The following is a 20,382-nucleotide window of genomic DNA, read 5'->3' on the forward strand; positions in this document are numbered from 1 at the left end:
TTTAGGGAATTTTAATGGCAACATTATTGCAAAAATCGAAGGTTATGAAGGTTGCTGGCCTGTCACTTGTCGTGTTACTGGCAGCCTGCTCCAGCGATCAGCGCTATAAACGTCAGGTCAGCGGTGATGAGGAATACCTCAATGCTGCGCCATTGAAAGTGTTAAATGTGCCACAAGGGCTTACATTACCAGAAGCAAATGGTGAGTATGATATCCCTAAAGCCACATCAACAGGCGCAGTAGGGAAAGCTTTAGATATTCGTCCCCCTGTACTGACAATTTCGCAATTAGCGGGTTCACGCACGGAAGATAGCGCGCAAGCAAGTCGTTTGTTGCTAGAAAATACACCTGAAAATAGTGCTCTTTGGTCACAAGTCACCATGATCCTAGAACAAAGAGGCATCCCAGTTTCATCGAAAGATGATGGCTCTCGCTCAATTGAAACCAATTGGGTCAAGTGGGATCGTGCTGACGAAAACGTGCCTATTGAAAGCCGCCATAAAATTACGGTTAAACCTGAAAACGGCATGATGGCATTAACAGTCACCAGTTTAGGGTTACGCCAAGGTGATGAAACTATTACTGATACTATTGAAGTTCAACGTTATAACAAATTATTGTTAAACGAATTAACTGATAATTTATATACGTTGCGTGATACTTCAAATAAAAACAGTATCCAAAGTGCCTATGGGATCATAGATGTTCAAACAGGTAGTGACGATACAGGCCTTCCTTTAGTCGTTGTCCGTGCGCCATTTGATGCGGTTTGGGAAAGGTTACCTCATGCACTAGAAAGTGTAGGCATGAAAGTTGGCGACCGTTCTCGCTCTAGTGGCTCTGTCACGGTAACTTACAAAGGCTTAAGTAGCTCAGAATGGCAAGCTCTGGGGGTTGATGACCCATCGATCCCTGAAGCGGATTATAAATTGCAGGTTGGTGACTTAAACAACCGTAGTACGCTGCAATTTATCACCACTAAAGGTGTCGCATTAACACAGAAACAAAATGATGAAATGGTCGCGGCATTAAAAGCGGCGTTTAGTAAAGTTCCAACGAATAAATAATTATATTTCATTTTGGTAAAACAAATAAAAACCGTGGCTTGCAATACAAGTCGCGGTTTTTTTATGGGGAATTTTAGCCAAATTAGGTGTGTTCAAATTGGGGCAAAGGGATCAGTTAGCTCATCATAAGTTTATAGATAGATAATCATTTTAAATATTATTGCTATCTTGCCAATATGAGATGCCATAAAACGAATGGACAAAAAATCAGTGTTTATGCTGAAGTAATCGTTTGCGTCCGCCTGAGAATTTTATTATCATAATTAGCGCTAAAATATAAAATATTGTATATCAGTGGGTTAGCATAAGCTTTTACATTGGCGTATAACTAGCTGAAACAGAGTAGAAAATTAACAGTGAACCGTATTTTTAAATGGTTTTTCTTCTGTTAATTATCTTTTCTGTAAAGACAGAATGATGACAGAATTCCCATATCATTTTTTATATAGATTAATCACATCTCTGGAGTGTGTAAGATGCAAAAGAAAGCTGAGTTGTATCGTGGTAAGGCAAAAACTGTCTATACCACAGAGGATCCTGATCTGCTGGTTCTGGAATTCCGTAATGATACATCAGCACTCGATGGTGAGCGTATCGAACAATTTGATCGTAAAGGCATGGTTAATAATAAATTTAACCATTTTATTATGAGCAAATTAGAAGAGGCGGGTATTCCAACACAAATGGAGGCACTGCTTTCTGACACTGAAGCACTAGTCAAAAAACTAGATATGGTTCCAGTTGAATGTGTTATTCGTAACCGCGCAGCGGGTTCACTTGTTAAGCGCTTAGGTGTTGAAGAAGGTATGGTATTGAACCCGCCTTTATTTGACTTATTCTTAAAAGATGATGCGAAGCATGACCCAATGGTCAATGAGTCTTATTGTGAAACCTTTGGTTGGGTTAGCAAAGACAATCTGGCAACAATGCGTGAACTGAGCTACAAAGCAAATGAGGTTCTGAGCAAAATTTTTGCCGATGCTGGGCTCATTTTAGTCGATTTCAAACTAGAGTTTGGTTTATATAAAGGCCAAGTGGTACTAGGGGATGAATTCTCTCCAGATGGTAGCCGTTTATGGGATAAAGCAACCCTTAATAAAATGGATAAAGACCGTTTCCGTCAAAGCCTTGGCGGCTTGATTGAGGCTTATGAAGAAGTTGCTCGTCGTATTGGTGTACCGCTAGATTAATCAATTTTTCATTATTTTAGGTATGGATCAGCCTGCTATTCAGGCTGATTTTGACGAAGAGTTATGTTACTTAAGGGACGATTGGTTCAGAAAATTGGTTACCCAAGACAATGGGGTGATATAAGGTTGTTCCAGTTGTTCCAGTTGTTCCAGTTGTTCCAGTTGTTCCAGTTGTAACTGTTGGCTAAGTGAAATCAGTGTTGGGGCCGGAAGAGACGACTCAACTTGCAGTTTAGGATGACATAATATAGATAATGGCGGCCCATCAGCGATGAGCTCCCCATTTGATAAATGTAAGGTCCGCTGGAAATGGCGTGCTACAAAGTCAAGGTCATGGCTAATGGTGACCACCGTAACCCCTTTTTCACGTTGCAATGTTAGCCAATGCTCGAATCGGCGCATCCAACATGCATCGAAATCACGGCTAGGCTCATCGAGTAATAATAATTTAGGAGAGATAGCCTCTAAACAGGCAACAGCAACCATTCTTCGTTGGCCTGCATGCAAATCTAAAGGGTGTTTATCTGCAACATCAGTGAGGCCGCAAGTCTTTAGCGCATGTAATGTACGCGTTTGAATTTCAGCTTTAGCGTATTTTTGCCGCTTTAAACCAAAGGCGATTTCGTCTTTGACTCGACTATGAAAAATTTGTTTTTCAGCTTCTTGAAATAAAATACCGATCTGGTTTGCTCTATGGGGTGCAGTAATGGCACTGAGCTTTTGATTGTCGAGGTGTATATGACCGCTGGTGGGTTGCAATAAACCCGCTAAAAGTCGCAATAGTGTTGATTTCCCCGCGCCATTATCCCCCACTAAAGCTACCCATTCTCCAGAGTATATGGAGACAGATAAGCTCTTAATATTATCATGACTAGAACTTGGCCAACGGTAAGTTAGCTTATCGAGTTGCAGCATACCGCTCCTTAAATGCTTGCACCAGTTGGCTTTCATTATGGGGGATATTATCAACCCAAAGACCTTGTTTGACTAGCTCTCCCACGGCTCGCCATGCGTCTGGCATATTAATAGTTTCAAGTGCAGCAAGAAAAATATCATTCAAGCTGCCGACGGCTTGCATTTTTCCTGCTTCTAAAAATGCTTTACCAGAACTTAATAGCAAAAAAGTACTGCAAAAATGGGTTGCGGGTAATAAATTGCGCTCAAATAACATTAAGCTACAACCAGTTTGTTCGGTGTATTGCTTGAGTTGAATTAAAATATGCTGTGTCGCACTAGGTGTTAACCGACTAAATGCCTCATCGAGTAGCAGTAATTTCGGTTGCATTGCTAAAGCGCTGGCTAAGACGACACGCTGAGCTTCACCACCCGATAAGGTTGAAGGGTGCCGAGTACGTAACGGCTCACAGAAGGTTAAACGGATTGCTTGTTCAACCCGCCTATCTATCTCTTCTGGTGCTAACCCTAAATTTTCAGGCCCAAAGGCTATTTCTTGCTCGACGGTAAAAGCACAGCCTGATAGCTGTAAATGTGGGGATTGTTGAATGAGTTGCCGGCTAGTTGAAGCTTGAATTAATGAGTCTGTTGTCAATGTTCCCTGTAAAACATTGGCGACACCTTCAATTTTCCCACGCATTAAATCATCATGCCAGCCCGCAAGTAGTTGGGCTAATGTACTTTTACCACTGCCATTGCCCCCGTATACACATAGCCACTGGCCTGGATCGAGATGTAAATCTATCGGCCCTAATAAAATTTGCTCTGTTCCTTGTGGAATAAAGCACATTTGTTGCAAATTCACCACCACAGAGCTAAACCACCTTCAATAAAAATAAATATGACTAACCCGTAGCGTAAGGATATTTGCCATAAACTGTCAGCGGGAGGGTTAAGGGTCGTACGGTTAGAGCTGTATCGAAAGCCACGCATATCCAGCGCGGCACTGCGGATACTCAACTCATTGAGTGTATTACTGGCTAGTGGAAATAATAAGGCCGGCAATGATGTGATGCGCTGCCAAATCCCGCCATTTAAGGGAACTCCACGAGCAATTTGAGCTTCACGGATAGTTATCAACTGTTGGCGTAGTTGTTCAACGAGTAATAGTGGACCTGCCAATAAATAGGCAAAGCTTGCAGGCAACCTGCTAGCAAATAGGGCTCGAATAAACCGCTCCGTCGGGACAAATTGCAACCAAAGTTGGGAGCCACTAATAATAGTTAATAACCTAAACCATAATGCCATGGCAAAATCTGGGCGGCTATTTTTCAACGTATCCCCTGTGAGTATCTGGGCTAACCAACCACTATGGATAAGCCAGAGACCTGCCGCCATGGGTATCATAATCCACGCGACAACACGCCAACGATGACGAGCGGGTTGCCATAATAGTAATACTATAAAAGTACTACAACCTAGCAGAGCTAAAGGCCACCCCAAAGGCAAAAATAGTGAACTCGCACTCAGCCAGAGCCAAAGCGTCAGCGAGGTAAACGGGTGCATTTAACTTACCTTAGCCATATTGGGGTAGTTGCGTTGTACTCGCTCCGGCAATTGGCGAACCAGCAGCCAAGCAACAATAGCGGAAATAACTTTATCTGCGATGTTGGCACCTAGAACGGTAATCGCGACTGATTCAAGTAAGTTATCTCCAACGGCATGGAAATAGGCAACGAAAAAATCAGCTCCACTACCCGTCGTCCCTGCAAATAAGTAAGTGCGAATAGGGACAGCAACGAGCATTAATGCAAAGGTAATAATGACCCCGGATAAAATAACTCTAGGTAAGGTGCGAAAACAGCCGGCACGGGCTAACAACCCAGCACTGAGGCCGATCATCATGGCTACGGGGGCAAATGCTGCGGCGATAGGCCCGCTGAGTAATCCCCACAATAAATTGGTTAATAAGCCACTAAACAAGGCGACCCAAGGGCCTGCTAATAACGCACAAATTAGCGTTCCAATAGAATCGAGAAAAATAGGCAGTTTTAACATAGAGCTTAATTGCCCAATAATCATATTAATCGCGATCGAAAAAACAATTAAAGTCAGTGTGCGACTAGAAATAATCGACGTTTTGCTCATGACAACGTATTCCTTGCTATGATGGAATAATAAATTAACGAGAGGTGATAATAAGTTCTTCGTAACCAGAAAGAGGACACGGTTCACGTGTGAAATTGGTTTTTTCAAGTTCACCAATCACCAGTTCTAATGTGGTTCTCACTGTGCAACCGGGCATCATATGGCCACCAAGCACTTTGCCAGTTTCGTCAGCAACCGCCAGATGAAGGTGTTCACCTTGGGCATCCAACGTACCGATTAAAGAGACAATCTCAAATTTACCTGTTGTATGATGCGTTATATCCTGCCCAGCGAAACGTAGAGCAACATTGGTTAAGCTGCCAACACTCCCAGCAATAAACGCAGCTTGCAGACGATGATGTGCAATTTGTTGGCGTAAGGATAAAATCACATCTTCATCGGGTACTAAGCGGATAGCAATAAAACGAGCGTTGGAATAAAGGGGTAAAGGGTGGGTCATATCATTAATCCTAATTATTGTGCTAGTAATAAGTGCCACACAATTTAGTAAATTATCAATTATCTTGGTTTATGACTTTTTATATTAATAACTGATGGATATTATACTCAATAATTACCAATTGTCTGGGAACAAAGGTGTTTGAGTGCATCTTTAGTAAAACGCACTGTAAGTTGGTGTTTATGGTGATGAATATGGGAAAAATGAAGAAATAAAAAAATAAAGAGTTATGAATATCCCGAATATTTAGCTTAAGTTTTATTGCTTACAGGTGGATTTAAACTTAACGGTGTTTTTCTGAGCACGATAAACGGATAACCATGGTTTATGCTAGCGAGTGTTTTCTTTAATATGGATAAATTGCTAAGGGAAATGTCTACTATTCCCGTTTAAACCATCCTCGGATGGTATAGCTTTGGGGATAGTTCAGTATGCTAGATGGGCAATATTCGTATTCATACATGCCTTTAGTTAGAATAAAGCTAAAAATATTAAACAGCATCAATTGATATTAATAAGTAATACAAGTGTAATTACTAAGTTAATATGATGGAAGGAGACAGTCAGTTTTATTATTCATTATAATAATAGGTTAGCAAAAACAAAATAGAGCATGTATATATTTGCTTCTTTGATGATGAGCCAATAACATGTTTTGAAACCAATCATTTTAGCTGTTCGTAAAATAATAATTACGCGTTCTACAGGGATAAATCTATGAGTCATGTTGATCCAACATTAATCATCCTACTGGTATTAGCTGGGTTAGGGATCATAAGTCATAATATGACGGTCACTCTTGCGATGTTATTTTTATTGGTGGTTAGGATCACGCCATTGAATAATTATTTCCCATGGATTGAAAAATATGGGTTAACAATCGGCATTCTTATTCTCACTATTGGGGTGATGGCTCCTATCGCAAGTGGCAAAATAACAGCGAACGAAGTCCTGAGCTCATTTTTAAATTGGAAATCAATCCTTGCCATTGTGATTGGCATTGCCGTCTCTTGGCTAGGTAGCCGTGGGGTGACTTTAATGTCACATCAACCTTCTACAGTCGCAGGGTTATTAGTCGGGACAGTTATTGGTGTCGCTTTGTTCCGCGGCGTTCCTGTAGGGCCGTTAATTGCGGCTGGGATCTTGTCGTTATTAATTGGGAAATCATAACATTACTATGGTTGAACTATTATCTCCCATTGTAGAACAGCTTCGTTTTCTGGGCATGCGGCGTCTTTTGCTCCTTTCAGGAGACGATGCTTGGGTCGAGCAACAACTGATAAACTTACAAGAAACACTAAAGGGGGATTGGTTAACGCTATCCTCTAGCTTACCGAGGGCGGTTCTACCTGAAAATGCACACTTGTTGTTAGGTCGGGAGTTTTTACACGGTATTTTTGACGCGCGTAAAGGCCTACATAGTGAAGCATTGGCAATATTGTCTGGGGCATTGAAGGCTGGCAGTCTGTTGGTTTTATGTACCAAAGAGCCGTCGAAATGGGCAGCCAGTGAAGATGTGGATAGCCTACGCTGGAATGAGCAACACGGTATTATTCCCACTCCTAATTTTGTTTCGCACTTACAACACACAATTCACTTATCGGATACCGTATTATTTTACCAGCAGGGGAATACCTCCAGTTTTTCATTGTTGGAAAATAAAACCAAATGGTTGCCAGCAACAGGTCAACCAACTAAACAACAACAAAAAATTATTAGCCAATTATTACATGCTCAAGGTGGTATTTGGGGGGTAATAGCACCTAGAGGGCGGGGGAAATCGACCCTTGCGGGGATGCTAATACAACAATGGCCTGGGGAGTGCTGGTGTTGTGCTCCAGCGAAAGTGGCGACAGAAGTGTTAACACAACGGGCAGGTAAGCCAATTACGTTTTGGTCCCCAGATAATCTTTTGTCGTTTTGTCGCCAGAAAAAAAACATTACTGCAGATTGGTTAATTATTGATGAAGCTTCAGCCATCCCAAGCTATATTTTGCGTGAATTAGTAGAATACTTTCCTCGAGTTTTATTGACGACGACCGTTGATGGTTATGAGGGAACTGGGCGTGGTTTTATGTTGAAATTTTGTGCTAGTTTGCAGAATTTCACAGCACTTCAGCTTGATGAGCCGATGCGTTTTGCTCGAAATGACCCTTTAGAGCTATGGCTTAACCAAGCACTCCTGTTACAAGAACCAGAATGTCAGAAAAATAAGGTTGATGCCATTGAGTATTTAGGGATAACTCAAATGGAATTGGCGGCTAACTATACCCAACTTAGCGCTTTTTATGGCTTATTGATGAGTGCGCATTATCGAACATCTCCTTTAGATTTAAGGCGTTTATTGGACGCAAAGCAACAACATTTTATGGCGGCAAAAGCTGTCGGCCATGAAAGCACTTTCATTGGTGCTGTATGGATGGTAGATGAGGGGCAATTAACTGAAGCGCTAGGCTGGCAAATTTGGGCTGGTTTACGCCGGCCTAGAGGGAATTTAGTTGTACAGTCATTAGCCGCACACAGTTATTTTCCGAATGTTGCTCAATGGAAATCACGTAGGGTAATGCGTATTGCCGTTGAGAGCCATTATCGAAGAAAACAAGTTGGTTTAACATTATTAGAAAAGCAACAGGTTATTGCGAAACAACAGGGTTTGGATTTTTTATCAGTCAGTTTTGGGTTAACCCCTGATTTACTCGCATTTTGGCAAAAAGCAGGTTTTCGGTTAATTCGCATAGGGGACCATAAAGAAGCGAGTAGCGGGTGTTTTACTGCGATGGCAATATTACCGATTTCGAGCCGCGCCTCTCAATTTTGTGAGCAAGGTGAATTGTTGTTACAGCGGGATGTAGCCTGGCGTGAGGATTTATCAGCGTTTAATTTACTAGTAAGTGACCAACAGCAGTTAATGGATGAAGATTGGTTAGAACTAGTCGGTTTTAGTGAGTTTAAACGCCCTCTAGCAGCAAGTAAAAGTGCCATTATGCGTTTGTTAACTGTAACTTCAAATGAACTACCTTTGTTAAGTAGGCATTTGCAATCATTAGAGCCGATAACTCAAATTTGCGCTGATATGGCATTAACAGGGAAAAAACAATGGCTACAATTAGCGAGAAAAGAGGTTGGTACACAAGTAAAAAAATACCAACCCGATTTGCTTAGCAAAATAAAACAAAAGATTATTTCTTTTTGTCATTAGGCCAGTCATCCTCATCGTCCCATAAGTGGTTATTATCTTTATGAGGAGGGAGTTCAGGTTTATCATCTAGGTATTTTTTGGGGTCAAGTCTCAGCATTTCTTTTACTGAGTTCCAAATAATACCGACTAGTAAGAGTAAAATTATCCACCAGTAGTCAGCTAGCCATTGCATATTCACCTTCCATTCGTCATTCTTTGAGCTGTCTGTGCGTTGATTTCGCTCAGTCACCCTAGTCACATACGGGTGTATGCTCCTAGGGATGCCTTCTCTTATCGCCTTCATACAACTCAAATAATTTAGAATGGGTATGGAACAGTCATTCTTTGAGCTGTCTGTGCGTTGATTTCGCTCAGTTACTCTAGTCACATACGGGTGTATGCTCCTAGGGATGCCTTCTCTTATCGCCTTCATACAGCTCAAATAATTTAGAATGGGTATGGAACAGTCATTCTTTGAGCTGTCTGTGCGTTGATTTCGCTCAGTTACCCTAGTCACATACGGGTGTATGCTCCTAGGGATGCCTTCTCTTATCGCCTTCATACAACTCAAATAATTTAGAATGGGTATGGAACAGTCATTCTTTGAGCTGTCTGTGCGTTGATTTCGCTCAGTCACCCTAGTTACATACGGGGGTATGTGACTAGGCGAGTTTCCTATCACCTTTATTAGAAATTAAACGGCATGATAAAAATATAGCTATACCCGTTAAAATCGGACAATACCTTCAGCACGCTAAAATAAAGGTGATCATAATCATTTCAATCGGCAAAATCGACTTTTCATTACGCCTATTTACCATTACAGTATATCATTGATATTACTATGAGTTACCACAGATTTTGTAAGGTATTTTACCTTAGTATCTGCTTATTTCTTATTCTTTATAAAGGAGGAGGAGTTTTGAAAAAATTGTTCCTCATTACCATTGGATGGTTAGCTGTTGTACTGGCTTTTGCTGGTGTGGTGCTTCCCGTTTTGCCAACAACCCCTTTTTTATTATTAGCTGCTTGGTGCTTCTCTCGCTCATCACCGCGTTTCCATCACTGGTTGCTATATCGTTCGTGGTTCGGTAGTTATATTCGTCATTGGCAAAAACATAAAGGGTTACCAAAGGGGGCTAAACCTAAGGCTATTATTTTAATCTTATTAACATTTTCATTTTCTATTTGGGTTGTTAGTTACCTTTGGTTAAAAATAAGCTTATTGGTACTGTTATGTTGGTTGTTAATGTTTATGTATAGGCTTCCAGTGGTTGATGAACAAATTTCAGGGAAAAATAAGAAGGTTTCATAGACGGGGAATTCCAATCTATGAAACGCAATATAATAGGGGGAAATGTCTTAGCTAGTCTTATACATCTAGGCGAATATAACGCTCAAATACATAATTTAAGTTGTTGATTAGCCAATTTTTACCATAGATCTCTTCTTGCTGTAACACTTGTTTAATCACTTCAGGTGTTAATAATTGCTCAGCTTCATGCGCTAAAGGCCAATAACTAATATGCCACGGTTCGTATGCGACACCAGCATCAATTGCTGTGAACGGGCGATAAAAATCGAATGTTGACATATTTTCAGTAAGCCAATCATTTAGCTCTGCAAGGTAGCCCCCAGCCTCATATTCCCATGGTTCTAACTGCAATGTTTGCCCTGTAGGGATACGCAAAGGGTCATAAACATCAATCTCTGTGCCCCAGTGGTGACGACTGGCTCCGGGTAATGCGGACCAATGCAGAATAGCTTCACATAGTTCCCCTTCAGAAAGTTGGCTGATATCTAATGGTTGACTATGAGTATCAAGAACAGGGCGCAGGCCGGTAAATTTTTCATTCCAAATAAGTTGTTGACGTGAAAAATCACGAAAAGCACTTGCTGACTGTAATTTAAAGCCCGCTTTAGTCGCGGTTTGTTGCATTGCAAGAAACGCTTTTGTTGCATTAAATTGCAAGCGATGTGACCCGCCAAGCGTAACTAAATGGTCTGTTGAGCGGCCAGTTAGCATTTCAATAGTGAGCATATTATTGGTGGTCATAGTATTAACAACTCCATGATCCTCTCATAGATTAAAGCTAATTGTTGTAGGTCATCCACTTTTACGCATTCATCAACTTTATGAATTGTTGCATTTAGTGGGCCTAGTTCAATCACTTGAGTGCCCATTTGAGCGATAAAACGGCCATCCGACGTACCACCACTGGTTGAAAGTTCAGCGTTTTGACCCGTTAATTCATGAATTGCTTGTAATGTAGCGGTAACTAATTCGCGTTTTTCTGTCAAAAAAGGTTGCCCAGATAGTACCCATTCAATTTTATACTCGAGTCCATGTCGTGATAACATTTCAGTGACCCTGTCACGTATTTGTGTGTCAGTCAACTCAGTACTAAAACGGAAATTAAATTGGACAGATAATTCTCCAGGGATCACATTACTTGCCCCTGTCCCTGCATGAATGTTAGCAATTTGCATCGTCGTTGCTGGGAAAAAATCATTACCAGTATCCCATGTGGTGGTCGTAAGCTCATGCAAAAACGCACTTGCGCGGTGAACTGGGTTAGTTGCTAAATGTGGGTAGGCGACATGGCCTTGTACGCCGATGATAGTGAGGTTAGCTGTGATTGAGCCTCTGCGACCATTTTTAACAATGTCACCTAATTGAGCTTGACTAGAAGGCTCACCGACTAAACAGTAGTCGACGCGTTCTTGGCGCTGCATTAAAGTTTCAACGACTTTAACAGTACCGTCTAACGCATCTGCCTCTTCATCTGAGGTGATTAAAAAGGCTAAACGACCCTGATGGTTGGGGTGTTTTTCAACAAATCGCTCTGCAGCGACGACCATTGCTGCGACTGAACCCTTCATGTCGGCAGCACCACGGCCATAAAGATGCTGATTTATAATCGTAGGTGTAAATGGTGGTGTTTGCCACTGAGCACTATTACCTGCAGGGACAACATCAGTGTGACCTGCGAAGGCTAAAGTAGGGCCTTTTGCGCCACGAAATGCCCAAAAATTTAATGTATTCCCAAAGGGCATGGGCTCAATAATGAAGCCAATTTTGTCTAGGCGTTCAATAAGTAAGGCTTGGCAGCCTTGGTCATCAGGGCTGATTGAAGGGCGAGCAATAAGTTCTTTGGCAAGTTGAATAACCGGACAATCCATTTTAATCACCTGATTATTTAATGAAGTTTTGGTACTCATCCGCATTAAACCCAACTAGATAACGGTTATCAGCGGAAACAAGTACAGGGCGTTTGATCATCGCAGGCTCTGCAAGTAATACCTTTTTAGCGCTATTAGCGTCGATAACGGCATTTTTTTCATCATCAGTCAATTTACGCCATGTAGTACCACGCTTATTAACGAGGATTTCCCAGTCAATGTTATCCATCAGTGTAGAAAGTAATGCATCACTAATTCCATCAACCCGATAATCATGGAACTGATAATCAACCCCATTATCCTCTAAGTATCGGCGAGCTTTTTTTATGGTGTCACAATTTTTAATTCCGTACATAATATAAGGAGAAGCAGCAGGGGTGTTCGACATACAATGGTCCTCAAAAAATAGCGATATACCTTATATAATGCGGGAAAATGCATTGAGGATCTACCCCAAAATGGTAAATAGATATCAAGGTTATTATTTGCTTGCATATAGTTTATTTCATAAATATTAAATGAATTAAACTGAGCGTTAATATTAAATTATATAGATTTATTTTGAGCGCATATATATTAAGCTTGCTTCAAGTCGTGAGCGGACACGTAGCTTCTTAAGAATATTGCGTATGTGAACTTTCACCGTTTCCTCTGAAATAAAAAACAATTTAGCTATTTCCCTATTTTTTAAGCCTAGTGCCATTTTGTGAATGATTTCACATTCGCGTCGAGTTAGTGTTGATAAAGGGTCAGTAGATTGATGCCGTGTAATAAGCAGTTGATATATTTTTTCACTAAACACATGCTGGCCTTCTGATGCTTTTTTCATACTATAAAATAGCATATCTAGATCACTGTTTTTTAATAAATAACCTTGAGCACCGGAATCGATAGCATTATACACATCAGTCTTAATAGTAGATGCAGATAACACTAATATATAACTATTTATACAATGCTTACGAAGTGAGCGTATGGTCTCAAACGTTTTATTCCCTCGAATATTAGTATCAATTATTATTAGGTTAGGGTGTAACTGTGTTGCGACATTCAAAGCGTCGTTACAGCAGCAACATTCAGCAATTATAGTAAAGTAATCATCGGTATTTATAAGTTGACGTAATCCGAAGTGTATGATCGGGTGTTCATCAATAATCATTACTGAATAATTAGACATAGTCGGTTCCTTTGTCATGTCTTAAGGAATATCATATTTTCCATATAGAGAGTGGGCTGTTAAATAATTTATTTAATATATAATTAATATATATAATAGTGTTTTGTCACTATGTATTAGGTTGTTATATATTGCCTGCATTGCTGAAATAAGTTACTGAAATATGTTATGAGAACACGATATAAAAATAATAATCACAAATTTTGATAATACATTAAATTGGTGTAAATAATATCTAATATTTTAATATGATAATGATAAAAAAATAATCATGAAAGTGAAAATAATATTTTCACAATTTAATTTGCATGTTTTTTAAATTGAAGGAGTACATAATGATATATGATTTATATAAAATTAATAAATATCTTAGTCTGTGAGAAATAGATTAATATCTTAAACATGTTGCTGTTATCACTTTTATTATTGGTAGAGGCAGAGGGACTTTGAATGGATAAAACGATAGCGCAGGTAAGGTATCTGCAGACATATTGCTGATAATATCATCGTAACCGAAAGATTTTTCTGGAAATTGCCAGCATGATCATGATTTGCTAGTGAGATGTGTTTATACTGTTAGCGCTCTTACCTTACCAATTTTGAAAGGACTTGACGATGGATGATAAATTAAAACAAAGTGCTCTTGATTTTCATGAGTTTCCACATCCTGGGAAAATTACTGTTACTCCAACTAAACCATTAACAACCCAGCGCGATCTTGCATTAGCTTATTCCCCCGGCGTTGCTGTTCCATGCCTTGAAATTGCTGAAAACCCACTTAAAGCTTATCGTTATACTGCTAAAGGTAACCTTGTTGGCGTTGTGTCCAACGGTACGGCAGTTCTTGGGTTAGGTAATATTGGTGCTTTGGCAGGTAAACCTGTCATGGAAGGGAAAGGCGTACTATTTAAAAAGTTTTCTGGCGTTGATGTCTTTGATATTGAAGTTGATGAAACAGACCCAGACAAACTGGTTGATATCATTGCTTCGCTTGAGCCAACTTTTGGTGGTATTAATTTGGAAGATATCAAAGCGCCAGAATGCTTTTATATTGAACAAAAACTGCGTGAACGCATGAAAATACCCGTATTCCACGATGACCAACACGGGACAGCGATTATCTGTACTGCTGCGGTTATCAATGGATTACGCATTGTAAAAAAAGAGATTGGTGACGTCCGTCTAGTAGTTTCAGGCGCGGGAGCCGCATCAATCGCTTGTATGAATTTATTAGTCGCATTAGGCTTAAAACGTGAAAATATCACAGTTTGTGACTCAAAAGGTGTTATTTATATGGGGCGTGACGAAAAAATGGATGTCACTAAAGCGGCCTATGCGATTGAAGATAACGGCCAGCGTACTTTAGCTGATGCGATACCAAATGCCGATATTTTCCTAGGTTGTTCTGGTCCTCGTCTTTTAACGCCTGAAATGGTGAAAACCATGGCAAAAGACCCACTCATATTGGCGCTTGCCAACCCAGAGCCTGAAATTCTTCCACCGTTAGCCAAAGAGGTTCGTCCTGACGCCATTATCTGTACAGGTCGTTCTGATTATCCTAACCAAGTTAATAACGTTTTATGCTTCCCATTCATTTTCCGTGGTGCACTGGATGTGGGTGCGACAACCATTAACGAAGAAATGAAACTAGCTTGTGTGTATGCCATTGCAGATTTGGCTTTGGCAGAACAAAGTGAAGAAGTGGCCTCTGCGTATGGTAATCAGGACTTATTTTTTGGCCCTGAATATATTATTCCTAAACCATTTGACCCACGCTTAATTGTTAAGATTGCTCCTGCTGTTGCAAAAGCCGCTATGGATTCAGGCGTTGCAACACGACCAATCGAAGACTTTGATGTGTATATCGAAAAATTAAATCAGTTTGTCTATAAAACAAACTTGTTTATGAAGCCTATTTTCTCTCAAGCGAAAACAGAGAAAAAACGCATTGTTTTGGCGGAAGGGGAAGAAGAGCGCGTATTGCATGCGACTCAAGAATTAGTTTCATTAGGTTTAGCGTTCCCTGTTTTAGTTGGGCGTCCTAGTGTGATTGAAATGCGCATTCAAAAGCTTGGCCTACATATTGAACTAGGTAAAGATTTTGAAGTAGTAAACAATGAAAATGACCCACGGTATAAAGAGTACTGGCAAGAATACTACCAGATTATGAAACGCCGAGGCGTCTCACAAGAAATGGCACGTCGTGCTGTAATCAATAACCCAACCTTAATTGGTGGGATCATGGTATTGCGTGGCGAAGCGGATGGGATGATTTGCGGTACTGTCGGAAGTTATGGTGAACATTACGAAGTCGTCAAAGAACTATTTGGTTTCCGTGAAGGTGTTCATACCGCAGGTGCGATGAATGCCTTGCTACTACCAACCGGTAACACGTTTATCGCCGATACTTACGTTAATGAAGACCCTACACCTGAAGAGCTAACAGAAATTACTTTAATGGCGGCAGATACCGTACGTCGCTTTGGTATTGAACCAAAAGTTGCTCTGCTTTCTCGTTCTAGTTTTGGTTCTTCGGATTGCGCATCAGCACAAAAAATGCGCGATACACTTGCGATGGTTAAAGCACGTGATCCGCACCTTGAAATTGACGGTGAAATGCATGCCGATGCGGCCTTAATCGAATCAATTCGCAAAGATGTGATGCCTGATAGCCCATTAAAAGGTTCAGCTAACTTATTGATTATGCCTAATATGGAAGCAGCTCGTATTAGTTATAATTTACTGCGAGTGACTAGCTCTGATGGTGTTACTGTAGGGCCAGTATTGATGGGAGTAGCGAAGCCTGTGCATATTTTAACGCCAATTGCTTCAGTACGTCGCATTGTGAATATGGTGGCATTAGCCGTTGTAGAAGCACAAACTAACCCGCTATAGGTTTTGTGTTAATAACTTAACATTATCTGTAAAGACTTCTGTTTTTATAAAATAGAAGTCTTTTTTAATTGAAAATGATTCTCATTATCTGTATTTTGTAGTGTAGACTACAGCATACGGAAAGTATAATGATTTCAATTAGATTAATATCAAAAGTATCCATTTTTATCGTCGGGTTATTCATTATTAGCGGTTGTGTGCAAAAAGTTACACCGTCCATAGTACAACTAGATAATCAGCTTACTGGGCCAAATCAATTGGTTGATTTGTCTACCGGAAAACCAATTACGCCTCAACAACTTATCCAGCAACTCGCACAATCCACTCATGTGGTTGTGGGGGAAAAGCATGACAATCTGTATCATCACCAAATAGAGCAGTGGGTTGCTCAGGAAATGCAACAGCTTCGCCCTCAAGGCTCTGTGTTACTTGAAATGATTACGCCTTCACAGCAAAACAATATCACCAAGGTGCAAGCTCAGATGCAAAGTAACCTTTATATACGTGATGAAAAGCTACAGGCGGCTATTAAGTGGAATACTGGCTGGCCTTGGGGCTTATACGGTAATCTGGTAAGGCATTTACTTAGTCAGCCATATCCTTTGTTGAGCGCTAATTTAGATAAACAGGTTATTACAGAGGCTTATGCTAATCCACCTGTACTAAAAGGCCAGTATTCAACGCAGTCAGTAGTACAAGATACAATTCGGAAAACGATTAAAAGCTCACATGGTGGGGAACTTACCGTTGAACAAGTAGAAAAAATGACTGTTATTCAGCAGATGCGTGATCGGGCAATGGCACAAGCGTTAATCAATGCGCCAAAACCTGCGTTGCTGTATGCCGGTGGGTACCACGCAACCCGTGCAATCGGGGTTCCTTTACACTTACAAGATTTAGCTCCTGAAATAGAATTTAAAGTTTTGATTATCTCCGAAGAGGGTAATCAAATTGAAAACTTACATGCTGATTATGTTTGGTATACGCCAAAGAATAATTAATTTCGCATAAGATAAGTAATATTCATTAATTATGCGAATGATTTAACATTAAAAGCAATAAATACTTTTCATTTACATTTGTTATTGATTATCATTTACATACTTTTTTTATGATAAGAAAGATGAAAATGGTGGCGATGACTTTAGGTTATGAACAAGCAACAAAAACCAGTAGCTCAGTTGTATTAGCGGTTCTTTTACACATAATGGTTATTGGTTTCTTTATTCGTACTATAGAAGATAAATGGGATGATTACTTACCATCACCTTCAGTGGTAATGGAACTCTCTTTTGAGTCAGAAGCAAAACAATTAACTGAAACTAATATTGGGAAAACACAAGAACTCTCGATAGCAAGCGAAGCAAAGCTAACTCCTGACGATGAGTTTCTTGAACCGGTTGTTCCAGTTAATGAAGATGCTGAATTATTAGTGGCGAAAATTAAAAAAAAGAAAACACAACCAGAGGTCAAAAAAGCACATAAGGAAATTAGTAACAAACGAATAAGTGAAATTGAAAGCGATAATTCAAAAGCGAGTTCTGCCCCGGTGACTAGTGAGGCGGTGGCTAAACAACAAACACAGCGCGTTGCTGCACAAGTTGATAGCAGTTCTCAAGCGGGTGATAGCAAACGTCAATGGGAAGCAATGGTACTGGGGCAGTTGAACAAGTTTAAGCGCTACCCTGATGATGCGAAAAGGCGTAATAGAATAGGGCGTCCTATCATAAAATTTGAGGTTGATGCACAAGGTTATGTATTAGACAGTGTATTAATTAAAAACTCCGGGACGCAATCATTAGATAGAGAAGCACAACGTGTCCTTTTGAGAGCTGAACCATTGCCACCACCACCAATTGATATGTTAGTTAATGGAAAGGTAACGGTGAAGTTACCTATTGATTTTAATATCATCAATGATTAATCAGGGTAAGAAATGCTAACACATTTAAATCTATTGTCAGGCTTCTCTCAAGCCGTTAAATTTTGTCTCATTGTATTATTGGGACTACAGACAAACGCAAGTTTTGCGGAGGAAAGAATGATTGCACCAAAGGCACAAAAACAGCCTCATACGATGACTATTCATGGTGATACGCGTATCGATGATTACTATTGGCTGCGGGATGATGCAAGAAAGTCACCAGAAGTTATTGAATACTTAACACAAGAAAACAACTATACACAGCAACAACTTCAATCTGGAAGTTCGTTAAAAAAAGAAATTTATGATGAGTTGTTTTCTCGAGTAAAACAAGATGATGAGTCAGTTCCCTATAATTATAATGGTTATACATACCGTTCACGAGTCGTTGCGGGTAAAAACTATCCGATATATGAAAGACGCCCTATTAATAGTGATGGTGAATGGGTTGTCTTAGTTGATGGTAATGAACGCGCTAAGGGCACCGAATATTATCGCATGGGGGCATTAGCCATCTCGCCGGATAACACCACGCTAGCTATTGCTGAAGATCGCCAAGGGCGTAATGAATTTGCTGTGTCATTTCGCAAAATTAAGGGGGGCGAATGGCAAGAAAATATATTAACCAATACATCAGGTAATATTGTTTGGGCCAATGATAACCAAACACTATTTTATGTGAATAAGGACAAGCAAACATTGTTGCCTTACCAAGTGGTTAAACACCAATATGGTACACAACAAACCCAAGATAAACTGGTGTATGAAGAAAAGGATGACACTTTTTACGTTAGCTTAGCGAAATCGACGTCAAAAGATTTCATTTTAATTGGTATCACGAGTACTGAAACGTCTGAATACCGGTTAATTGATGCTAACCAGCCACAAAATGAAGTTAAAATTCTACAACCACGTCAAACAGGGGTTGAGTATTATCCTGATCATTTCAACGGTAAATTCTATATTCGCTCTAATCACCAACACCCATTATTTGGTTTATACATTGCAGACAATATTTCAGCGCCGTGGTTAAGCTTTATAGCCCCTCGTGATGGGGTAGATCTGGAAGATTTTGCTTTATTTAATAATTGGTTAGTTGTGGAAGAACGTCAAAATGGTTTGGTGAATATCCGCCAAATCAGTTGGTTAACGCATAAAGAAAACCAAGTAAGCTTTGATGACCCAACTTACATGGCGTGGATCGGGAATAACCCTGAGCCTGATACGGATACACTACGCTACGGTTATTCATCAATGACCACGCCATCTTCAGTATATGAAATTAATATGCTGACTCAAGAAAAGCAGCTTCTAAAACAAGAAGAAGTTAAAGATTTTAATAAACAAAATTACCAAAGTAAGCGTATTTGGGTTACTGCACGAGATGGTGTAAAAGTCCCTGTTTCCTTGGTTTACCGTAAAGATCTTTTCAAACAGGGGCAAAACCCATTGTTAGTCTATGGTTATGGCGCTTATGGTTACGGAATTGACCCATCATTTAGTTCATCCCGCTTGTCTTTGCTTGATCGTGGCTTTGTTTACGCGATTGCTCACATTCGTGGTGGTGGTGACTTAGGTAAAAACTGGTACATACAAGGTAAAACAATCCACAAGATGAATACCTTTACTGACTTTATTGATGCAACCAAAGGGTTATTATCAGAAGGTTACGGTAAAGCAGGGCATGTTTATGCCATGGGGGGAAGTGCTGGCGGCTTGTTGATGGGGGCGGTTGTGAACATGGCGCCTAATTTATATGAGGGTGTGGTTTCCGCTGTCCCATTTGTTGATGTGGTGACTACCATGTTAGACCCGTCAATTCCTCTGACGACAGGGGAATACGATGAGTGGGGGAATCCAGAAAACGAAGAGGATTACTGGAGAATAAAAGCTTATAGTCCATATGATAATATCAAAGCACAACATTACCCACATATTCTAGTGACGACAGGGTTACATGACTCTCAAGTTCAATACTGGGAGCCTGCTAAATGGGTAGCTAAATTGCGAGATATTAAACAAGGTGATTCATTATTATTATTAGAAACCAATATGAGTGCGGGGCATGGTGGTAAGTCAGGGCGTTTTAATGCGCTAGACGACATAGCTCGTGAATATAGCTTTATCTTAATGCTTGAAGATAAACCCAAATATTTTCCATATTTAAAATAATAATTAACCTATAAAAATTAGGTGTTCTTAGGGCAGCAACAATATTAATGGCATTGTTGCTGGGCCTTTTCACAGGCACTATTTTGTTCTGTGT

At 40.2% G+C, this 20,382-nt stretch carries 19 protein-coding genes; 9 read left to right on the top strand and 10 right to left on the bottom strand.

Annotated features, from left to right (window positions below; genetic code table 11):
• The first annotated feature begins 14 nt into the window (after nt 1-14).
• Both bamC and purC read left to right on the top strand, forming a co-directional pair.
• Nucleotides 15-1,067 (top strand): outer membrane protein assembly factor BamC, encoded by a 1,053-nt coding sequence (bamC, locus tag M1F14_RS13115; protein ID WP_042843547.1) that lies wholly within the window; start codon nt 15-17, stop codon nt 1,065-1,067.
• A gap of 476 nt (nt 1,068-1,543) precedes the next feature.
• The gene (gene purC / locus M1F14_RS13120; RefSeq protein ID WP_042843549.1) at nt 1,544-2,257 is read left to right on the top strand and encodes a phosphoribosylaminoimidazolesuccinocarboxamide synthase; all 714 of its coding nucleotides are present in this window, start codon (nt 1,544-1,546) and stop codon (nt 2,255-2,257) included.
• Between the two features lie 66 nt (nt 2,258-2,323).
• Here the strand turns inward: purC and M1F14_RS13125 are convergent, their stop codons facing one another.
• Genes M1F14_RS13125 through M1F14_RS13145 form a run of 5 tightly spaced genes read right to left on the bottom strand, consistent with a single transcriptional unit; the run spans nt 2,324 to nt 5,759 of the window.
• A complete protein-coding gene (locus tag M1F14_RS13125; RefSeq protein WP_166685071.1) occupies nt 2,324-3,172 on the bottom strand; it encodes an energy-coupling factor ABC transporter ATP-binding protein in 849 nt (282 codons plus the stop codon).
• Nucleotides 3,156-4,001, bottom strand: coding sequence for an energy-coupling factor ABC transporter ATP-binding protein (locus tag M1F14_RS13130; RefSeq protein ID WP_232370535.1), 846 nt, complete (start codon nt 3,999-4,001; stop codon nt 3,156-3,158). The genes M1F14_RS13125 and M1F14_RS13130 overlap by 17 nt, the downstream gene beginning before the upstream one ends.
• Before the next feature lie 11 nt (nt 4,002-4,012).
• A complete protein-coding gene (locus M1F14_RS13135) occupies nt 4,013-4,717 on the bottom strand; it encodes an energy-coupling factor transporter transmembrane component T (protein WP_042843552.1) in 705 nt (234 codons plus the stop codon).
• Nucleotides 4,718-5,299, bottom strand: a complete 582-nt coding sequence (locus tag M1F14_RS13140; RefSeq protein ID WP_042843553.1) for a membrane protein — start codon at nt 5,297-5,299, stop codon at nt 4,718-4,720.
• Nucleotides 5,300-5,333: 34 nt separating this feature from the next.
• On the bottom strand, nt 5,334-5,759 hold the full coding sequence (locus M1F14_RS13145) for a PPC domain-containing DNA-binding protein (protein WP_042843555.1): 426 nt from the start codon (nt 5,757-5,759) through the stop codon (nt 5,334-5,336).
• Nucleotides 5,760-6,476: 717 nt separating this feature from the next.
• Here M1F14_RS13145 and M1F14_RS13150 point away from each other — a divergent pair.
• Nucleotides 6,477-6,929, top strand: coding sequence for a DUF441 domain-containing protein (locus M1F14_RS13150; RefSeq protein ID WP_004911348.1), 453 nt, complete (start codon nt 6,477-6,479; stop codon nt 6,927-6,929).
• A 7-nt stretch (nt 6,930-6,936) separates the two neighbouring features.
• The gene (locus M1F14_RS13155; RefSeq protein ID WP_181468515.1) at nt 6,937-8,958 is read left to right on the top strand and encodes a tRNA(Met) cytidine acetyltransferase TmcA; all 2,022 of its coding nucleotides are present in this window, start codon (nt 6,937-6,939) and stop codon (nt 8,956-8,958) included.
• Here M1F14_RS13155 and M1F14_RS13160 read toward each other — a convergent pair.
• Nucleotides 8,939-9,130: a YpfN family protein gene (locus tag M1F14_RS13160; RefSeq protein ID WP_042843559.1), complete on the bottom strand. Its 192-nt coding sequence runs from the start codon at nt 9,128-9,130 to the stop codon at nt 8,939-8,941. The genes M1F14_RS13155 and M1F14_RS13160 overlap by 20 nt on opposite strands.
• A gap of 729 nt (nt 9,131-9,859) precedes the next feature.
• On the opposite strand from M1F14_RS13160, the gene M1F14_RS13165 reads away from it, so the two are divergent.
• Entirely contained in the window at nt 9,860-10,252 is a 393-nt protein-coding gene (locus tag M1F14_RS13165; RefSeq protein WP_094301207.1) for a DUF454 family protein, read from the top strand.
• 57 nt (nt 10,253-10,309) lie between these two features.
• On the opposite strand, the gene M1F14_RS13170 is transcribed toward M1F14_RS13165, so the two are convergent.
• From M1F14_RS13170 to M1F14_RS13185, 4 genes are all read right to left on the bottom strand, one after another.
• Complete coding sequence (locus M1F14_RS13170) at nt 10,310-10,978, bottom strand: M15 family metallopeptidase (protein WP_042844315.1); 669 nt, start codon at nt 10,976-10,978, stop codon at nt 10,310-10,312.
• Nucleotides 10,979-10,989: 11 nt separating this feature from the next.
• A complete protein-coding gene (gene dapE / locus M1F14_RS13175) occupies nt 10,990-12,120 on the bottom strand; it encodes a succinyl-diaminopimelate desuccinylase (protein WP_042844316.1) in 1,131 nt (376 codons plus the stop codon).
• A 13-nt stretch (nt 12,121-12,133) separates the two neighbouring features.
• The gene (locus M1F14_RS13180; protein WP_042843560.1) at nt 12,134-12,508 is read right to left on the bottom strand and encodes an ArsC family reductase; all 375 of its coding nucleotides are present in this window, start codon (nt 12,506-12,508) and stop codon (nt 12,134-12,136) included.
• A gap of 168 nt (nt 12,509-12,676) precedes the next feature.
• Nucleotides 12,677-13,297 (bottom strand): LuxR C-terminal-related transcriptional regulator, encoded by a 621-nt coding sequence (locus M1F14_RS13185; RefSeq protein WP_042843561.1) that lies wholly within the window; start codon nt 13,295-13,297, stop codon nt 12,677-12,679.
• A 615-nt stretch (nt 13,298-13,912) separates the two neighbouring features.
• Between M1F14_RS13185 and maeB the strand changes: the two genes are divergently transcribed.
• The 4 genes from maeB to M1F14_RS13205 all read left to right on the top strand — a co-directional run bounded on the left by maeB (nt 13,913) and on the right by M1F14_RS13205 (nt 20,288).
• Nucleotides 13,913-16,192 (top strand): NADP-dependent oxaloacetate-decarboxylating malate dehydrogenase, encoded by a 2,280-nt coding sequence (gene maeB, locus M1F14_RS13190; RefSeq protein ID WP_181468514.1) that lies wholly within the window; start codon nt 13,913-13,915, stop codon nt 16,190-16,192.
• A gap of 128 nt (nt 16,193-16,320) precedes the next feature.
• The gene (locus M1F14_RS13195; RefSeq protein WP_181468513.1) at nt 16,321-17,193 is read left to right on the top strand and encodes a ChaN family lipoprotein; all 873 of its coding nucleotides are present in this window, start codon (nt 16,321-16,323) and stop codon (nt 17,191-17,193) included.
• A gap of 128 nt (nt 17,194-17,321) precedes the next feature.
• Nucleotides 17,322-18,116: an energy transducer TonB gene (locus tag M1F14_RS13200; RefSeq protein WP_181469337.1), complete on the top strand. Its 795-nt coding sequence runs from the start codon at nt 17,322-17,324 to the stop codon at nt 18,114-18,116.
• A 117-nt stretch (nt 18,117-18,233) separates the two neighbouring features.
• A complete protein-coding gene (locus M1F14_RS13205) occupies nt 18,234-20,288 on the top strand; it encodes a S9 family peptidase (protein WP_230683863.1) in 2,055 nt (684 codons plus the stop codon).
• Nucleotides 20,289-20,382 lie beyond the last annotated feature (94 nt).

The organism is Providencia sp. PROV003 (genome assembly GCF_045040775.1).
GTDB classification, from domain to species: Bacteria; Pseudomonadota; Gammaproteobacteria; order Enterobacterales; family Enterobacteriaceae; genus Providencia; species Providencia huashanensis.